Consider the following 16,175-nt stretch of genomic DNA (forward strand, 5'->3'; position numbering starts at 1 on the left):
TCGGATGCAAACAGCTTGGCCTGCGAGGCCTCCGAGATGCAGGGCACACCGGCCGTGCGCAAACGGGCGGCGTGGTGCACCAACAGGCGCGCGGCGTTGAGGCGGGTGTGCATGTCGGCCAGCATGTGGGCGATGGCCTGGTGCTGGTCGATCGTCTTGCCGAACTGCACGCGCTCGGCGGCATAGGCCTTGGCGGCTTCCAGCGCCGCACGGGCGATGCCCACGGCTTGTGCCGCGATGCCGATGCGCCCGCCTTCCAGGTTGGCCAGAGCGATCTTCAAGCCCTCTCCGCGCTGGCCCAGCATGTTGGCGGCAGGCACGCGGCAGTTTTCCAGGGTGATGGCGCAGGTGTCCGACGCGCGGATGCCCATCTTGTTTTCCTTGCGCGCCACCGTGAAGCCGGGTGTGGCCGTGTCCACGATGAAGGCCGACAGGCCCTTCTTGCCCAGATCCGGATCGGTCACGGCGAACACGATGGCCATGCCGGCGCGCTCGCCATTGGTGGTGAACTGCTTGCTGCCATTGAGCACCCAGCTGTCGTCTTCGAACACGGCGCGGGTCTTCATGGCGTCGGCCTCGGAGCCTGATTGCGGCTCGGTCAGGCAGAAGGCGCCGATGACGTCGCCCGTGGCCAGTTTGGGCAGCCAGTGCTGTTGTTGCTCTGGCGTACCGAACTTGAGGATGGGCACGCAGCCCACCGAGTTGTGCACGCTCATCAAGGTGGCGCACGAGGCGCAGCCCACGGCCACTTCTTCCAGCGCCAGGGCATAGCTCAGGTCGTCAGAGCGCGTGCCGCCCATCTCGGCGGGCACCAGCATGCCCAGCAGGCCCAGCTCGCCCATCAGCTTGACCACCGATGTGGGCAGCTTGCCCTCCTGGTCCCAACGGGCAGCATGGGGCGCCAGTTCGGCCTGGGCAAAGGTGCGTGCGGCATCGCGCACCATGCGCTGGTCATCGCTCAGGAGGGCATCCATGTTGCTCATCTAAGGCTTTCAGGTTGAATGGCGTGGTTCAGGTGGGTGTGGCAGGCCGGTGTCGCGTCAGGCGGTGTGCTTATTTCGCAGCCATGCGGATGCCGCCATCAATGCGGATCACTTCGCCGTTGAGGTACTCGTTGTCCACGATGCTGCGCACCATGGCGGCGAACTCGGCGGGCTTGCCCAGGCGCGATGGGTGGGGCACGGAGCGGCCCAGCGAGTCCTGCACCTCTTGCGGCAGGCCCAGCAGCATGGGCGTTTCGAAGATGCCCGGGGCGATGGTCATGACGCGCACGCGATCACGGGCCAGCTCGCGCGCTGCAGGCAAGGTCATGGCCACCACGCCGCCCTTGGAGGCCGAGTACGCCGCCTGGCCGATCTGGCCATCAAAGGCCGCCACCGAGGCCGTGTTGATGATCACGCCCTGAGAGGCTGTGGGTTCGGTGCTGTTGCCAGGCACACCCGAGTTGATCATCGCGGGCACGGCCAGGCGCATCATGTTGAAGGTGCCGATCAGGTTGACCTGGATGGTGCGGGTGAAAGAGTCCAGCCGATGCGGGCCGTTCTTGCCGTTGATCTTTTCAGCCGGGCCGATGCCCGCCGCATTGACCAGCACATCCAGACGGCCGAAGCGTTGCAGGGCGGTCTGCACGGCGGCCTGGCCGCTGTCTTCGTCGCACACATTGGTCTTCACATAGACCAGGTTCTCGGATGGGGCGAAGGTGCCTTCACGCGGCTCGGCCAGGTCGGCAATCACCACACGGGCACCAGCTTGCAAGGCCATCTGGGCCGTGGCTGCGCCCAGTCCGGAGGCTCCGCCGGTGATCAGGAAGACACTGTCGGATACTTGCATGGTTTGTCTCTCTCGGTGGCTGGGGTCAGGTTGAGGATGGGCACGCGGCCCCCTTGAACCGATCCTAGGCAGACGCTGCCCTGTTTTCGATGCCCAAATCCGTCAATATCGCTGCACGTTCCAGCCAGTCACTCGGTGTAATCCCGGGTGTACCTGATGACCGAGCTTGCCTGCCCGGGAGCCCGGCATGAAGCCCGAACGCGGCACCATCTCCATCCACTTCGTGCAGGAGGCCCTGCGTTGTGTGCAGGCGCGAGGCCTCGGGTTGGGCGCCTTCCTGCAACGTGCAGGCATCCCTGCAGCCTTTGTGGACGAGCCGCTGGCGCGTGTCTCGCCCGCGCAGTTTGGCGCCTTGTGGCGCGACATCGCCCGCGAGCTGGACGATGAGTTCTTCGGCCTGGACAGCCACCCCGCGCGCCAGGGCACTTACGTGCTGATGTGCCACAGCGTGCTGGATGCGGACAACCTGGGCCACGCGCTCAAGCGCATCTTCCGGTTCATGCGCCTGGTGCTGGATGACATGCATGGTTCCCTGGAAATCGACGGCGACCGGGCCGTGCTGCAACTGCATGACCGGCAAGGCCCGCAGCGGCTGTTTGCTTACGCGACCTTTCTGATCATGGTCTATGGCCTGGCCTGCTGGTTGACCGGGCGTCGCCTGCAACTTACGCAAGGCGCTTTCCGCTGCCCCGAGCCGGCTGCTTCGGCCGAGTACCGCGTGCTGTTTTGCGAGCAACTGCAGTTCGATGCACCGCAGACCAGCCTGTGCCTGCGCGCCGCCGATCTGCAACTGCCCATCGTGCAAAACGCCGGCACGCTCAAGACCTTCTTCAAGGATGTGCCGGACAACTTCCTGGTCAAGTACCGCAATCCCAAGAGCCTGGCGGCGCGTATCCGCCGTCGCTTGCGTGAGCAGCCAGCAGCCTCATGGCCAGATCTGGCTGTGTTGTGCACGGAGCTGCACCTGACCGAGGCCACGCTGCGCCGTCGCCTGAAGGACGAGGGCCACAGCTACCAGTCGCTCAAGGACGATCTGCGACGCGACATGGCCATCACCCGCTTGCAAGACAGTCGCCGCCCCATCGAAGCCATTGCCATTGAACTGGGCTTTGCCGAGCCTGCCGCGTTTTACAGGGCATTCAAGAAATGGACGGGCGCCAAGCCCTCGGATTACCGAATCAGCGGGGATTGAGTCCGGCATGAATGTCGACCATGTCTTATGCTGAGCGTCATGCCGTCTTCACCAGCCGCCGTTTCATCAGGCCCTTGCCCCAGCCCTTGCGTGCGCCTGTGCACGCTCAATGAGCAAGACATCTGTCTGGGCTGTGGCCGCACCCTGGCCGACATCACGGGCTGGAGCAAGATGAGCGAGGCTGACAAGCAGGCCTGCGTGGCCCGCGCACGTGACACCCTGATCCGCCTGGGGCGCCCCTTGCCTCATCTGACGCAGCGCCCACCAGGCCGTGCGTGATCAAGGGCGAGCAGCACGCCGCGTGCGCATGGTCCGGATGCCGCGCCTGAGCAACCAGGCGCCAGGCACCAGTATCAGCAGCCAGGGCAACACGGCCGCCACGAAGGTGATCAGGCCTGCCAGGCTTTGCACGAGCACGCGGCCGGCATCCTGCAAGGCATAGCTCACAGGCGCGAAGAAGCCGTCCTCCTGCACACCCAGGCGGGCCTGGAATTGAATGTGCACCAGCACCTTGTCTGTCTCGTTGGCCAGGGCCTTGCGCAGGCCGGCCACCGTGTCGAGCTGGGCTTGCGTGTCGGCCAGTTCCTTTTCGATGTCCAGCACGTCCTTGATGTTGCCGGGGCGTGAGGCCAGCATGGCGCGCAGGCGGTCGCGCAAGTCGGTCAGGTTCTTGATGCGCGCCTCGGCGTCGATGACCTGATCGGTCTTGTCTTCGCTGTCCCGCTGATGCGACTGGATCTGCGCCCGCGCGTTGCTCAAGCTGGCCAGAAAGCCCTCCACGGCCTGAGGCGGCAAGCGCAAGGACAACTCGGCCGACGGCCTGTTCAGCGGCCCCTCCTTGCCAATGCGCGCAGACAGCACCTCGGCGCCCAGGGCCACGGCCCGTGACATCGCACCATCAAACTGCGCCTGCAGGTCCTGCCCCGATGATTCGATGACCAGGTGGTGGCTGAGTGCGAGGTAGCGCCTGGTGGCAGCTTGGGTGTCCTTGGCCTGCTCGGCTGCGCCGGATGGCTGTGCGGCTGACTTGGCGCTCGCGCTCATGGCGCGGCTTGGCGTGCTTTGCGCCAGGCTGGTTTCTTCCTTCTTGGAACAGGCGCTCAGGCTCAAGACGAGCGACGCAGCGAGGGCGATGAAGGGCAGTCGATTGGTCATGGGCATGATCATGCAACGATTGCATTCACAGGCTCATGGCTGAAACGTAACCTGTCATTTCAAGATAGCCGCTACCGACCACGCGGCCTTGCGCATCCAGCAAGTCGCTCAGGCCTTCCCAGTACACGCCACCTGTACTTTGGCGGCTGTCGAGCTCCTGGTTGTCCATGCGGGCACGCACCTCGTAGCGTGTACCTGCTGCATCCACCATCCAGCTCACGGGGTAGTGCGCCGCCGTGGCGGGGCTGACCCATGTTTTGCCGGGCGTGAAGCGCACCTCCTCGGGCTTCAGTGATCGGGCTGCTTCACCCGGGCGACGCAAGCTGCCCCCGCTCCACAGCGTGCTGCCATCGGCGCGGCGCAGTCGGAAGGCCGTCAAGGCGCGGCCATCTTGCAGGTTCATGCCGATCCAGTCCCAGCCCACGGCCTCCTTGTCCAGCAGGGATTCGCTCCATTCGTGGTCCAGCCAGGCCTTGCCTTTGACCTGCAAGGGGCTTTGCTGCAGCTGGATCTGGCCTTGCACGGCCAGCTGAGGCTGCGAGTAATAGTGGCTGGCCTGCTCGGGATGCGGGCCTTTGCGCGAGTAGCCTGCCTCGCCTTGCAAGAGCACGGGCTGCGTCTGGGCAAAGCGCAGATCCAGGCTGAAATCACGCGCGGCGATGTGGCTGCTGTAGAGGCTTTGCGTGACGGGGCCTTGCCGTTGCAGCGTCCAGTCTCGCAGGGTGATGCGGGTGTCATCTTGTGCGGCCTCGACCAGGCCGAAGCCTTCGCGGGCAATGCGCTGGTCATGCAGCAGGCGGCCCTGGCCGATGTCGCTCAAGGCCGTGTGCGCGAACACCAGTTGCCGGGCGGCAAAGCGGCTCTGGCTGGCCGCGTTCGCATCCACCCGCGAGCGAAAGAATGTGATCTGAAAGCCATAGCTGCGAGCGGGGTCGGACAAGGCTTGCAGCGTGCCGGTGATGTACCACCACTCCGTGCGAAAGGCCGGGTGGGCGCCGAAGTCCTGCGGAAAGCGCAGCACGTCTGTGGGGCGGATCACGGGGGACTCGACACGCGCTGTGGCTGGAGCCGATCGCACCCATGCCGGCCACAACAGAGCCGGGGTCATCATCAGCATCTGGCGGCGACCATGCCGGCGCTGATCGTATTTGTGGGGGGGCTTGTTCACCAGTCTTCCTTTACCGCCATCACGGCATCGCGGCTGATGGCGGTGCGCCCGGCCAGCAAGGCCGTGATCGTGCCCGCTGCGATCACGCTACCGCACAAAGCTGCCAGTCGGGGCCAGGGCAGCAGCATGTCCATCGTCCAGTGAAAGCTCTGCGGGTTGACCACATGCACCAGCACCACGCTCACGCCGATGCCCAGCGCCAGGCCCATCAAGGCGCCCACGCTGCTCAAGGCCAGGCCTTCGCCGGCCACGATGGCCAGCACCTGCCGGTGCGTGAAGCCCAGGTGGCTCAGCAAGCCGAACTCCTTGCGCCGCGCCAGCACCTGCGCCGAGAAGCTCGCCGCCGTGCCGAACAGGCCGATGCCGATGGCCACGGCTTGCAGCCAGTAGGTCACGGCAAAGCTGCGGTCGAAGATGCGCAGCGTGGTTTGGCGGATCTCGCGCGGTTCGGCAAATTCAAGCGAGGCGCCGTCCAGGCCTGCCGAGGTGGCTTGCTGGCGGATGGCCTGCTGTACGTCAGCCGTGCGCACTTCGGGCGACAGCCACAAGGCCAGATCATTGAGGTCGGTATCGCTGCTCAGGCGCTGGTAATCGGCCTCGTCGATGACGATGGCGCCTTGCTGGCGGGCATAGTCGCGCCACACGCCGCGCACAAAGGCCATCACGGGCGCCTGACCCGAGCGCAAGGGCAGGGCCAGCAGCGTGCCGGGGCGCGCGCCGTAGAGGTCCACCATGGCCTCGCTCACGTACACCTGGATGCGACCAGCTTGAGCCGGCAGCAGCTCGCCCACCAAGGGCAGGCTGCGCGGCGCCGCATTGGTGTCGTCACCCAGAGGACGAGCGATCAGGGCCACGGCGGCTTGATCGGCACGCAGGCTCAGCTTGCTCACTCGGATGCCCACGGCGCGCGTCACGCCGGGGATATGGCGGATACGGTTCAGCAATTGGGGCGTGAGGTGCTGGGTGTCCGCATCCCCGCCGCTGTTGGCGGACCGGACATACAGATCGGCAGGCAGCACCACATCCAGCCAGGCGGTAACCGATCCCCGAAAGCTCGCCACCATCACGGTCAGGGCCACTGACAAACTCAGGCTGGCCACCACCCCCGCCATGATCACCGTGGCCGTGTGGCGCATGCGCCGGGCACGCTCCAGCGACAGCATCAAGGCCGCATGGCGCATCAGGCTGCGGCGTGGCCACAAGCGCAGCAAGGCCCCAACCGTGGACGGCACACAGGCGATGCCACCCACCAGCAGGAAGGCCACGGCGATATAGGCCCACAGCGGTACACCGGCCACGGGCGGCAGGCGCGTCAAACCGATACCCAGCAGCAGGAGCGCCGGCCCCAGCCACCAGCCGCTGTTGTCATGCACGGCATCGCCCTGGCCCTTGAGCGCCTGTGCCGGTACCAGACGTTGGGCCGCGCGCGCTGGCAGCCAGCCGCCCACCACCGCTGCCGCTACGCCCAACACCCCGTAAGCCAAGGCGGCGCCAGCCGACCATTGCAAGCGGGGTGTGATGCCGGGAAAGTAGCCGCCGCCCAGGTCACCCGACAGCAGCTTCAAGGCCGCCGCCGCCAGTCCGGTGCCCAAGGCGATACCCAGCAGCGAACCCACGGCACCAATGAAGGCCGATTCCCAGACCACCAGTTGCAGGCGTTCCCTCGCACTCAGGCCCAACACGCCCAGCAGCGCCAGTTGCTGCTGGCGCTTGGCCACCGACAGCGAGAGGATCGAAAACACCAGAAAGGCCCCGGTGAACAAGGCCACCAGCGCCAGCACCGTGAGGTTGACCCGGTAGGCACGCGACATGTTGGACACCCGCTGCCCCGCTTCCTCGGGCGAGTCGATCTGCACGCCCGCAGGCAAGGCCAGGGCGCGAGCCAGATCGGTGGAGGGGGCGCCAGCCACCAGCTTGATGTCCAGTCGCGAGATCTGGCCGGGCGTGCCAAAGGCATCCTGCGCAGCGGCGATGTCCATCACACCCATGGCCTGGCCGCCCGCAGCCACTCGGCCCAAGACGCGCAAGCGCAAAGGCGCCAGGCTGTGCCCTTGCACCGCGATCACGTCGCCGGCTTGCACCGCCAGCTGGCGCTGGGCCGCAGCGTTGAGCGAGATGGTGTCCGGTGCAAACAGATCGAGCCTGTCAAATCCGGCCTGCTCTTTTGCTTGATCCCGTTGATCGTGCTGATCCCGTTGCGGCAGCATGAGCGGCGCCAGCGGCGCTGCCACCAAGGGATCCAGCCCGATCACGCGCAGCGTCTGCGGCTTGTTCGCGCTACCGGGCTTGCTGGCCATCACCTGCACGTCGATGACCGGGCTGGCGATGGCCACCAGTGGATGGTGGGCCACGACCGGGTAGAGCGCTTCGTCCAGCCCGCCATGGGCTGCGCGCAGACTCAGATCAGCCTGGCCATTGACCGAGCGCACGGCCGCGCTGAATTCGCTGAGCGCCGATTCATTGATCAGGTGCACGGAAAAGGCCAGCGCCACTCCCAGCAGCACGGCCAGTACAGCAGTGGCGTGGCGCAGCCCGTGGTGGCGCAGTTCCTGCCAGGAAAAACTGCGCAAAAGCCGCCAGACGGGTGAGGCAGCTTGTCTGCCAGAGACGCCACGCACGCCCGTTTCACAGGCCATCTTGCAGCCTGTCGTCTTTCAGCCCGGTTCGCGTCAGCCTGAGGATGCGGTCTGCACGTTGCGCTGCGCTGTGCGAGTGCGTGACCATCACGCAGGCCGCACCATGTGCTCGTGTCTGAGCGACCAGGGCCGTCATGATCCGGTCGGCGGTTTCGGGGTCCAGGTTGCCGGTGGGCTCGTCCGCCAGGATCAGCGCCGGGCGGTGGATCAGGGCCCGCGCGATCGCCACTCGCTGCAATTGCCCGCCCGATAACTGCTGCGGCAAGCGCGCACCCAGACCTGACAAGCCCACCGCGTTCAAAGCGGCCAGCACGCGTGCTGGATCTGGCTGGCCCAGCAGCATCAAAGGCAGCGCCACGTTTTGTGCCACATCCAGATGCGGCAGCACGTGGAAGGCCTGGAACACAAAACCCAGGTGCTGACGCCGAAACAGCGCCTGCGCCTGATCATCCAGTTGCGTGATTGGCGTATCGAGCACGCGTACCGTGCCCTCGGACACCGTATCGAGCCCCGCCAGGCAGTTGAGCAAGGTGGACTTGCCCACGCCCGATTCACCCACGATGGCGATGAACTCGCCGGGCGACACATCCAGATCGACCTGCGAAAAGACGGGCTCGGTGCCGTAGCGTTTGCCAAGGTTGCGTACTTGCAGCATGGTCGCCAGCATATCTGGCAAATCTCGGCGGCTCTTGTTAACATGCTCCGTTATAGGCTTGGCTGATGCGGGTGGTCCGAAGTTGATCGCCGTATCGCCATGGCCAACACCAAATCAGGAGTGAAGATGCAAGTTCCCCAAGCCTTGTCTCTGGCCGTTTTGTTGTGCTGTGGTGCCGCCCATGCCTCGGTTGTGGATGTGAGCATCCCAACCGGCGTCGAGTCCCAGACCTTCATGAACTACCACGCTGCCAGTTTGCTGGCGCAAACCTTCACGGCTGGATTTGCCCAGTCGCTGGATGCCGTGACGCTCCACAACGATCATTGGGCTGGCAGCACCTTCCAGCCCCTGACGGTCTCAGTTGAAAAGACGACGGCTGAGGATGCACCGGGCGGCGCGATCCTGGGCAGCCTGACGGTCAACGCGGCCTATGGCTTTCAGCGCATTGACTTGAGCAGCCTGGGTATCCAGTTGGAGCAAGGCCAGCATTACGCTTTGGTGCTGGGCAGCACCTACAGTGGCAATCTGGACTACGCCAATGCCGTGGAGATCAATCCCGGCTACAAGCCCGCATATGGGCCTGACACGCCCAACGCCTATCCCGAAGGCATGTTGTGGATGACCTCAAACGGCGTCTGGACGCCCTACACCGATGTCAGCAGCCAGAACATTCCCGGGCTGGCCGATCTGGTGTTCACGACTTACGGCACTCCAACGGCCGTGCCCGAACCCGCTGACGTCACCTTGTTCATGCTGGGTTTGGGGCTCATGGCTGCGAAGGTACGCAGCCGTCGTCTCTGATCCCCTGCGCAAGAGCTTGTTTGCTGGTGGCGAAGGTTATGCTTCGCGCCTGACCGCACATCAGGAGACAAGCATGTTCAAAGGCATCCTCATTGAAAAAGACGAGCAAGGCTATCGCGCCACGCTCAAGGACATCGACGACGCGGCTCTGCCCGATGGCAACGTGACTGTGCGCGTCTCACATTCCACGCTCAATTACAAGGACGGCCTGGCCATCACCGGCAAATCGCCTGTGGTGCGCAAGTTCCCGCTGGTGCCCGGCATCGACCTGGCGGGTGTCGTTGAAACCAGTTCTCACCCTGATTACAAGGCGGGCGATGCCGTTGTGCTCAACGGCTGGGGTGTGGGCGAAACACACTGGGGTGGCCTGGCGCAACGCGCTCGACTCAATGGCGACTGGCTGGTGCCATTGCCGTCCGCTTTCACACCTGCGCAAGCCATGGCCATTGGCACGGCCGGCTACACGGCCATGCTGTGCGTGATGGCCCTGGAGCGCCACGGCGTCACACCCGACAAGGGCGAGGTGCTGGTGACAGGCGCCGCAGGTGGCGTAGGCAGTGTGGCCGTGGCCATCCTGGCCAAGCTGGGCTACCAGGTGGCGGCGGTCACGGGCCGCCCACAAGAGGCCGCCTACCTTCAGAGCCTGGGGGCGGCTACCGTGCTGGACCGTGCCGAGTTTGCATCACCAGGCAAGCCCCTGGCCAAAGAGCACTGGGCCGGCGCCGTCGATACCGTGGGCAGCCACACCCTGGCCAATGTGTGCGCATCGACCAAATACCGTGGCACCGTCGCGGCGTGCGGCCTGGCCGGCGGCATGGACCTGCCCGCCACGGTGGCACCCTTCATCTTGCGCGGCGTGACGCTGGCTGGCGTGGACAGCGTGATGTGCCCTCGCGCTGATCGCCTGGAAGCCTGGCAGCGCCTGGCCGGGGATCTGGATGTGAGCAAGCTCGACCTGATCACGCAGCAGATTGGTTTGAGCGATGCCATCTCGATCGCCCACAAGCTGATCGAAGGGCAGGTGCGTGGGCGGGTGGTGGTGGATGTGAATGCTTGATCCACGTCGAGCCGGCAAGCTCTTGTTACGCAAGGTTTGCTCGCCAGACGTCTTGTAACGAGCTTCCTGTGGCATCTTTGATGCCTTCGCGCTGACATCTTCGGCGCTGTTCCCAGATAGTCGGGTGATTCCATGTTCCAACGTCGCCATATCGCGCTGGCTGTTTGCTCGGCGCTGTCCATGTACCTGCTTGCCTGCGGTGGTGGCGGTGGTGGTACGCCTGCCGTGCCTTCGGACGCCTCGGCGCAGTCTTCGGGTTCTTTGCCCAGTGGTACGGGTACGGGCGCCAGTGGCGCTGCGTCTGGTTCTGCTGTAGGTTCTGCATCCGCTGCAACATCTGGCTCTGGCTCGGCCAGTGCTTCTTCGGGGTCGACCAGCAGCACAACGGGCACAGCCCCATCGTCCACGAACACGGTTTACGGCAACCTGAGCGCGGCCTCCCTGGGCCCGGGGGCTGCGCTCAATGGCGCGCTGCCCTTCCCGGCAGACAACGCCTGGAACACCGATATCAGCCAACGGCCGGTCGATCCGAACTCCGACAACCTCATCGCCAAGATCGGGGCGGGCACAGGCCTGCACCCGGACTTCGGCGCCGGGCTCTATAACGGCGCTCCCATCGGCATACCGTATGTGGTGGTGTCGGGCAGCCAGGCCAAGGTCCCCATGCAGTGGACTGCCTATGGCTTGGAGAGCGATCCTGGACCGTATCCGGTGCCAGCCAACGCGCCGATCGAGGGTGGCCCGACCTCCGCTGGCGATCGCCACGTGCTGGTCATCGACAAGGACAATCAGCGCTTGTACGAGTTGGGCAACGCCTATCCGCAAGCGAACGGCAGCTGGAATGCCTCGGGCGGTGCCGTGTTCCCTCTCAACAGCAACGCCACCCGCCCGCTGTACTGGACCAGTGCCGACGCCGCCGGGCTACCCATCTTCCCCGGGCTGGTGCGCTATGAAGAGGCCGCACGTGGGCCGGGCGGGATCCGTCACGCCTTGCGCTTCACTGTGGACTCGTCAAGAGCCGCCTTTGTGCCTCCCGCATCTCACTGGGCGCCGCGCAACCCTGCTACCTACTCGGCCCCCATGGGCATGCGTGTGCGCCTCAAGGCCAGCTACGTGATTCCGTCCACCTTCAGCACGGAAACCAAGGCGCTGCTCACGGCCATGAAAACCTACGGGATGATCGTGGCCGACAACGGTTCCAACTGGTTCATCAGCGGCGCCCCCGATGATCGTTGGAACAATGACAAGTTGCTGACCGAGCTGGCACAGGTCAAGGGCAGCAACTTCGAGGTGGTGCGCATGGACGGGCTGGTGGCCAAGCCCTGATCGGCTCGGCTTCCCTGCCCCATCATTCATCGCATCAAGTCTTGGGGTTTTGCTGGCTGGCCGCCAGCTCCTGCGCCTTGAGCGAACTCATCAGGCTAAGCAGCGTCGAGAAGGCGTTGCTGTCCTGGCCGCCACCCAGTTGAATCTGGGGCACCAGCGGCACCTTGGCGGTCTCGAAAGCTTCAGCCAGGCGCAGCATCACGGTCTGCATCAGCTGCTTGTCCGAACCCTCGCCTTCCAGCGCTTCTGACTTGGCCTTGATGGCAGCGGCTTCAGCCTCACCCACTGCCTTGATGGCCGATGCGCGGCCCGTGCCTTCCATCTCCTGGCGGAACTTCTCGGCCTGGGCCAGCGCTTCTACTTCCTGACGGCGCTTCTCGGCCGCCTTCACCAGGGCCGCACCATGGTTCTCCTTGATCGAGATGTCTACCAGCGAGGCGGTCAGCTCGCTTTGCTTTTCAGCGCGGCGCTCGGCCTCGTTCAGTTCACGCTGCTTGTCGGCGGCGATCTGCTTTTGCGCAAAGGTCTCCACCTGCTCACGTGCAATCTGGCGATCACGCAGTTGCGACATGATGTTCTCTATCTTCGTGTCGCCATGCTGCGGCTTGGGTGTGCCGATCAGCACCTCCTGGAACTCCAGCGAATAAGCCAGGAAGCGTTCCCGCATGTCTACCGAGGCGTTGGCCTGCAACTCGCTGCGTGACTGGATAAGCTCGATGAAGGTGTGTGTCTGCGACACGTTCTTGAAGTACGACGACACCATCGGGTCCAGCGTCTGCTCGACCAGTTGCTTCACGTTGCCGAAGCGCTGCACCACCATCGGCGCCTTGCGGTAATCGATGTGCACGACCACGCTCAAGGGCAGTTGCGGCTCGAAGGCATCCTTGGTGATCAAGGTGATCTCGCGCAGGTTGCCGTCAAAGCTGGAGCCACTCTCACCCGATTGCCACATCAGCACGAAGTTGGTCGTGGGCACCAGTTCGATCTTGCCTGCATAGGTGTTGAACGCGTACTTGCCCGGCATGAGGGCATCGCGCCATACGCCGCGGCAGCCCGTTTCCACCAGCTCGCCATGGCTGTACTCGGTGCCCGATGTATCGGTGCCCTTGCGGCCCGTGTAAGACACGACCACGCCCACATAGCCCACCGGGATCACCGTCTTCTTGATGAACTCGACGGTCGCAAACAGGCGGTTGACGTAGTAGGTGCCTTCTACCAGCACGCGCTCTTGGCGGCCGCGTCGGCCACCGGAGGCGAGGAACTGTTCGGGCTCCTGGAAGGAGTTGTGCGCATCACCCACGTCGGGGGCCAGCAACTCGTCCTTGGGCAGCGCAGGGCCGTCCATCACGGTCACCACGGCGAGCTGATCGGATTCATGCTGCCCCGCGATCTCCTTGATCACCACGGGATTGAAGGCATCGCGCTGCACCAGCAGATCCCGCATCTTCTCGTAGTAATCGGCCTCCTGCGCATCCAGCGACATGGAATAGGTGGCCTCCTGCGTCATCACCACGAACAGGGCCGGGTTGATGATGTGCGTGCCTTCGCGCAGCACCTTGCGTTGCGGGCCCTTCTGGCCACCGCCTTGCAAAAAGCCGCGCACGTCCAGGAAGTTGCTCACGCGGGCGTTGTCGGCCAGGGTCTGGCCAGCGGGCAGGTCCACCCCGTCACGCGCGAACACATAGCCCAGCTTGCCCTGCGTCACCGACACCATGGTGTGGATGTGCACCTTGTATTGAAAGGGCGGGAAGAAGTGAAAGCCACCGCGCAGCAGCTCGGGCTGGAAGCCGGCTTCGCCATCAAGTGCCAGCAGGCCCAGTTGCACCGAGCCCTTGGGGCTCCAGAGCTTTTCGACCACGCCAATGCGGTCATTGGGGATGTAGCGAATCATCCCGGAGACAAAGGCGAATGCGGCCAGCACGCCCAGCGTGGCCACCGTGATGACCAGGTAGAAGAGAAAACCTTGGCCAAGCAGTTCAGCAAACATGATGAAGATCCTTCCTTTTCCTATGCGGAGGTATGCGCCTGGTATTGGTCGAGAGCGCAGACGTGATCGCGCCTGAACCGACATCGGTTCATGACCAGGCTATTGTGGGTGAGCGGGAGAAGGCCGCAGGCTAAGGTCGACGCAGGCGATGTGCGTGACGGCTGGGCAACTGGTGCGGCGGACGGGCGTCAACCGCTGGTGTGAGTTGGTTCAACAAGATTGTGTTGAGGATGCGAGCACGAAAGCTCGACGAGAGATATGCTGCGCTGCAGCAAGCGCCAAAGCAACGATACCCATGTAAATCACATGGTGCTTGACAGTGGCTTGGTATCCTGAGATCTACCGCACGTTGCATGGCCAGGCAAACTCGACACCAGGACAGTCTAGATGGATACGGTTTCCCAGCTCCAATCCATGGGCCTTAGCTTGCCCACTCCGGCCTACATCTTTGGCGCGATCCTGTTCAGCGTGCTGGGCATGGCGGCCTGGTTGATCGGCAAGCGCAAGCAAAAGGCCACGACCAAATGGTTGGGCGTGGCCTTGATGTTCTATCCCTATGCCGTCACGAACACCGTGATGCTCTATGTTGTCGGGATCGCCTTGTGTGTGGCGGCGGTCTGGGATGACCGCCAGGGATCCTGATCAGCCCGGTTCACCCAGCAGGGCGTGCTTGAGCGCCACTTCAGCAGGCTTGTCGCCGTACCAGATGCGCAGGATGGCGTTGAAGAAGGCCGGGTCAGGCAATGGATCGATGATCTGCTTGCCATTGATCGTGATGATGGTGCCCTGAGCAGGTACCCAGTCGGCCATCACCGTGTCACCGGGTTGCAGGGGTGGCAGGGTTTCGAACAGCTCACCGAACTTGAGCAACTGGTTGACGAACTTGGACTTCTCTTCCTTGTCCAGGTTCTTGTTGATGCCGGCCAGGAATGCCCCACCAAACTCTTCACCCGTCAGCGTGCGCAGCACATGGATCTTGGCGCGCTTGGGGCCCTGCGCGGCCAGCACGCCTGCCTGCGTGGTTTCCTTCTTGGTCAGGTAGATGCCCAGCACATAGATCTTGAAGATGGTCTTGGTGCGCAGGCCGGCGCCACTGAGCACCAGATCCTTGCCGCCTACTTTGGCGCTTTCTTCCACTTTCACGCCAGCCACTTCGGCGGCTTGAGCCAGGGTCATGGCGATGCCCAGAACAGCGGCGGCCAGTACGGATTTGTTGAACAGTTTCATGAGGGCCCTCTTGCGGTTAGGGGTTGGCAATCTTGAATACGCTGACGACTTGAGCCAGGTTCGTCGCCTGGTTCTGCATGGACTCGGCAGACGCAGCGGCTTCTTCAACCAGGGCTGCGTTCTGCTGAGTGACGCCGTCCATCTGGTGGATGGATCGGTAGATGGCTTCAATGCCCTGGCTTTGCGATTGGCTGGCCGCCGTGATCTCGGTGATGATGTCGGTCACACGCCTCACGCTGGCCACGACTTCATTCATGGTGCTGCCGGCTTCGCTCACGAGTTGGCCGCCCTGGGCCACCTTCTCGACCGACTCGCCAATCAGGGATTTGATTTCCTTGGCTGCCGTGGCCGAGCGCTGCGCCAGGCTGCGCACTTCACCGGCCACCACGGCAAAGCCCCTGCCTTGCTCGCCGGCACGGGCCGCTTCCACGGCTGCGTTCAAGGCCAGGATATTCGTCTGGAAGGCGATGCCATCGATCACGCCGATGATGTCCACGATCTTGCGTGAGGATGCATCAATCGCCCCCATGGTGTCCACCACCCGCGCCACCACAGTACCGCCATCGGCTGCCACGTTGGACGCCGACTGCGCGAGGTCACTGGCCATGCGGGCGTTGTCCGCGTTTTGCTTGACGATGTTGGTCAACTCGCTCATCGACGCCGAGGTTTCCTGCAGCGACGCGGCCTGTTGCTCTGTGCGGCGCGACAGGTCCAGGTTGCCGGTGGCGATCTCGGTGGAGGCAGAGGCAATCTGTTCCGTGCTCAGACGCACATTGCCGACGATGGCCTGCAGGCTGGCATTCATCTCTGCCAGCGCCCGCATCAACTGACCGGTCTCGTCCTGGCTGGTGGCCACGATGGTGCTGCTGAGGTCGCCCTTGGCCACGCGTTGGGCCACGTCGACGGCGCGGTTGAGCGGCACGGTGATGCTGCGTGTGGCAAACAAGGCCACGACGCCGCTCAAGCCTGTGGCGGCCAGTGCCAGCACCAGGATGAACAAGGCCGTGTTGCGCGCTTGCTCGGCAGAACTGGCGCCCGCCGCTTCCATGCGATCGTTTTGCTGCGCGATCAGTTTGTCGAGTGCCGCAAAGTATTTGGTCTGCACGGATCGGATCGAAAACAGGTACTTGGTCAGTGCGTT

15 protein-coding genes are annotated in these 16,175 nt (G+C 64.1%); 6 read left to right on the plus strand and 9 right to left on the minus strand.

The genetic code is table 11. The features are described 5' to 3' along the window. Positions 1 to 974: acyl-CoA dehydrogenase family protein (locus EPO09_RS16450; RefSeq protein ID WP_290644577.1), on the minus strand; the 974-nt coding region annotated here is incomplete at its 3' end. Positions 975 to 1,053: 79 nt separating this feature from the next. Then, positions 1,054 to 1,830 (minus strand): SDR family NAD(P)-dependent oxidoreductase, encoded by a 777-nt coding sequence (locus tag EPO09_RS16455; RefSeq protein ID WP_290644551.1) that lies wholly within the window; start codon positions 1,828 to 1,830, stop codon positions 1,054 to 1,056. A 187-nt stretch (positions 1,831 to 2,017) separates the two neighbouring features. On the opposite strand from EPO09_RS16455, the gene EPO09_RS16460 reads away from it, so the two are divergent. Continuing rightward, a complete protein-coding gene (locus EPO09_RS16460; protein WP_290644553.1) occupies positions 2,018 to 3,022 on the plus strand; it encodes an AraC family transcriptional regulator in 1,005 nt (334 codons plus the stop codon). A gap of 39 nt (positions 3,023 to 3,061) precedes the next feature. Beyond that, positions 3,062 to 3,301, plus strand: a complete 240-nt coding sequence (locus EPO09_RS16465; protein ID WP_290644555.1) for a DUF1289 domain-containing protein — start codon at positions 3,062 to 3,064, stop codon at positions 3,299 to 3,301. Here the strand turns inward: EPO09_RS16465 and EPO09_RS16470 are convergent, their stop codons facing one another. The 4 genes from EPO09_RS16470 to EPO09_RS16485 are packed head-to-tail and all read right to left on the minus strand — an operon-like array spanning position 3,302 to position 8,636. Then, the gene (locus tag EPO09_RS16470; protein WP_290644557.1) at positions 3,302 to 4,177 is read right to left on the minus strand and encodes a DUF4349 domain-containing protein; all 876 of its coding nucleotides are present in this window, start codon (positions 4,175 to 4,177) and stop codon (positions 3,302 to 3,304) included. It lies immediately after the preceding gene. 25 nt (positions 4,178 to 4,202) lie between these two features. Next, complete coding sequence (locus EPO09_RS16475) at positions 4,203 to 5,345, minus strand: carotenoid 1,2-hydratase (protein WP_290644559.1); 1,143 nt, start codon at positions 5,343 to 5,345, stop codon at positions 4,203 to 4,205. Continuing rightward, positions 5,342 to 7,981: an FtsX-like permease family protein gene (locus tag EPO09_RS16480; protein ID WP_290644560.1), complete on the minus strand. Its 2,640-nt coding sequence runs from the start codon at positions 7,979 to 7,981 to the stop codon at positions 5,342 to 5,344. The genes EPO09_RS16475 and EPO09_RS16480 overlap by 4 nt, the downstream gene beginning before the upstream one ends. Then, positions 7,971 to 8,636 (minus strand): ABC transporter ATP-binding protein, encoded by a 666-nt coding sequence (locus EPO09_RS16485; RefSeq protein WP_290644562.1) that lies wholly within the window; start codon positions 8,634 to 8,636, stop codon positions 7,971 to 7,973. The genes EPO09_RS16480 and EPO09_RS16485 overlap by 11 nt, the downstream gene beginning before the upstream one ends. Positions 8,637 to 8,762: 126 nt before the next feature. Here EPO09_RS16485 and EPO09_RS16490 point away from each other — a divergent pair, with 126 nt between their 5' ends. The 3 genes from EPO09_RS16490 (at position 8,763) to EPO09_RS16500 (ending at position 11,820) form a co-directional block, all read left to right on the plus strand. Next, on the plus strand, positions 8,763 to 9,437 hold the full coding sequence (locus EPO09_RS16490) for a PEP-CTERM sorting domain-containing protein (RefSeq protein WP_290644564.1): 675 nt from the start codon (positions 8,763 to 8,765) through the stop codon (positions 9,435 to 9,437). A gap of 73 nt (positions 9,438 to 9,510) precedes the next feature. After that, positions 9,511 to 10,494 carry an MDR family oxidoreductase gene (locus tag EPO09_RS16495; RefSeq protein ID WP_290644566.1) on the plus strand — a complete coding sequence of 328 codons (984 nt, stop codon included), beginning with the start codon at positions 9,511 to 9,513 and terminating at the stop codon, positions 10,492 to 10,494. A 132-nt stretch (positions 10,495 to 10,626) separates the two neighbouring features. Beyond that, entirely contained in the window at positions 10,627 to 11,820 is a 1,194-nt protein-coding gene (locus tag EPO09_RS16500; RefSeq protein ID WP_290644568.1) for a hypothetical protein, read from the plus strand. 34 nt (positions 11,821 to 11,854) lie between these two features. On the opposite strand, the gene EPO09_RS16505 is transcribed toward EPO09_RS16500, so the two are convergent. Continuing rightward, positions 11,855 to 13,807, minus strand: a complete 1,953-nt coding sequence (locus tag EPO09_RS16505; protein WP_290644570.1) for an SPFH domain-containing protein — start codon at positions 13,805 to 13,807, stop codon at positions 11,855 to 11,857. Between the two features lie 387 nt (positions 13,808 to 14,194). Here EPO09_RS16505 and EPO09_RS16510 point away from each other — a divergent pair, with 387 nt between their 5' ends. After that, a complete protein-coding gene (locus EPO09_RS16510; protein ID WP_290644571.1) occupies positions 14,195 to 14,449 on the plus strand; it encodes a hypothetical protein in 255 nt (84 codons plus the stop codon). On the opposite strand, the gene EPO09_RS16515 is transcribed toward EPO09_RS16510, so the two are convergent. Then, complete coding sequence (locus EPO09_RS16515) at positions 14,450 to 15,034, minus strand: chalcone isomerase family protein (protein ID WP_290644573.1); 585 nt, start codon at positions 15,032 to 15,034, stop codon at positions 14,450 to 14,452. 16 nt (positions 15,035 to 15,050) lie between these two features. Next, positions 15,051 to 16,175 (minus strand): methyl-accepting chemotaxis protein (locus EPO09_RS16520; protein ID WP_290644575.1); only part of this gene is annotated, 1,125 nt, incomplete at its 5' end.

Origin of the sequence: Aquabacterium sp. (assembly GCF_004297345.1) — a bacterium.
In the GTDB taxonomy this organism is placed as follows: domain Bacteria; phylum Pseudomonadota; class Gammaproteobacteria; order Burkholderiales; family Burkholderiaceae_C; genus Aquabacterium.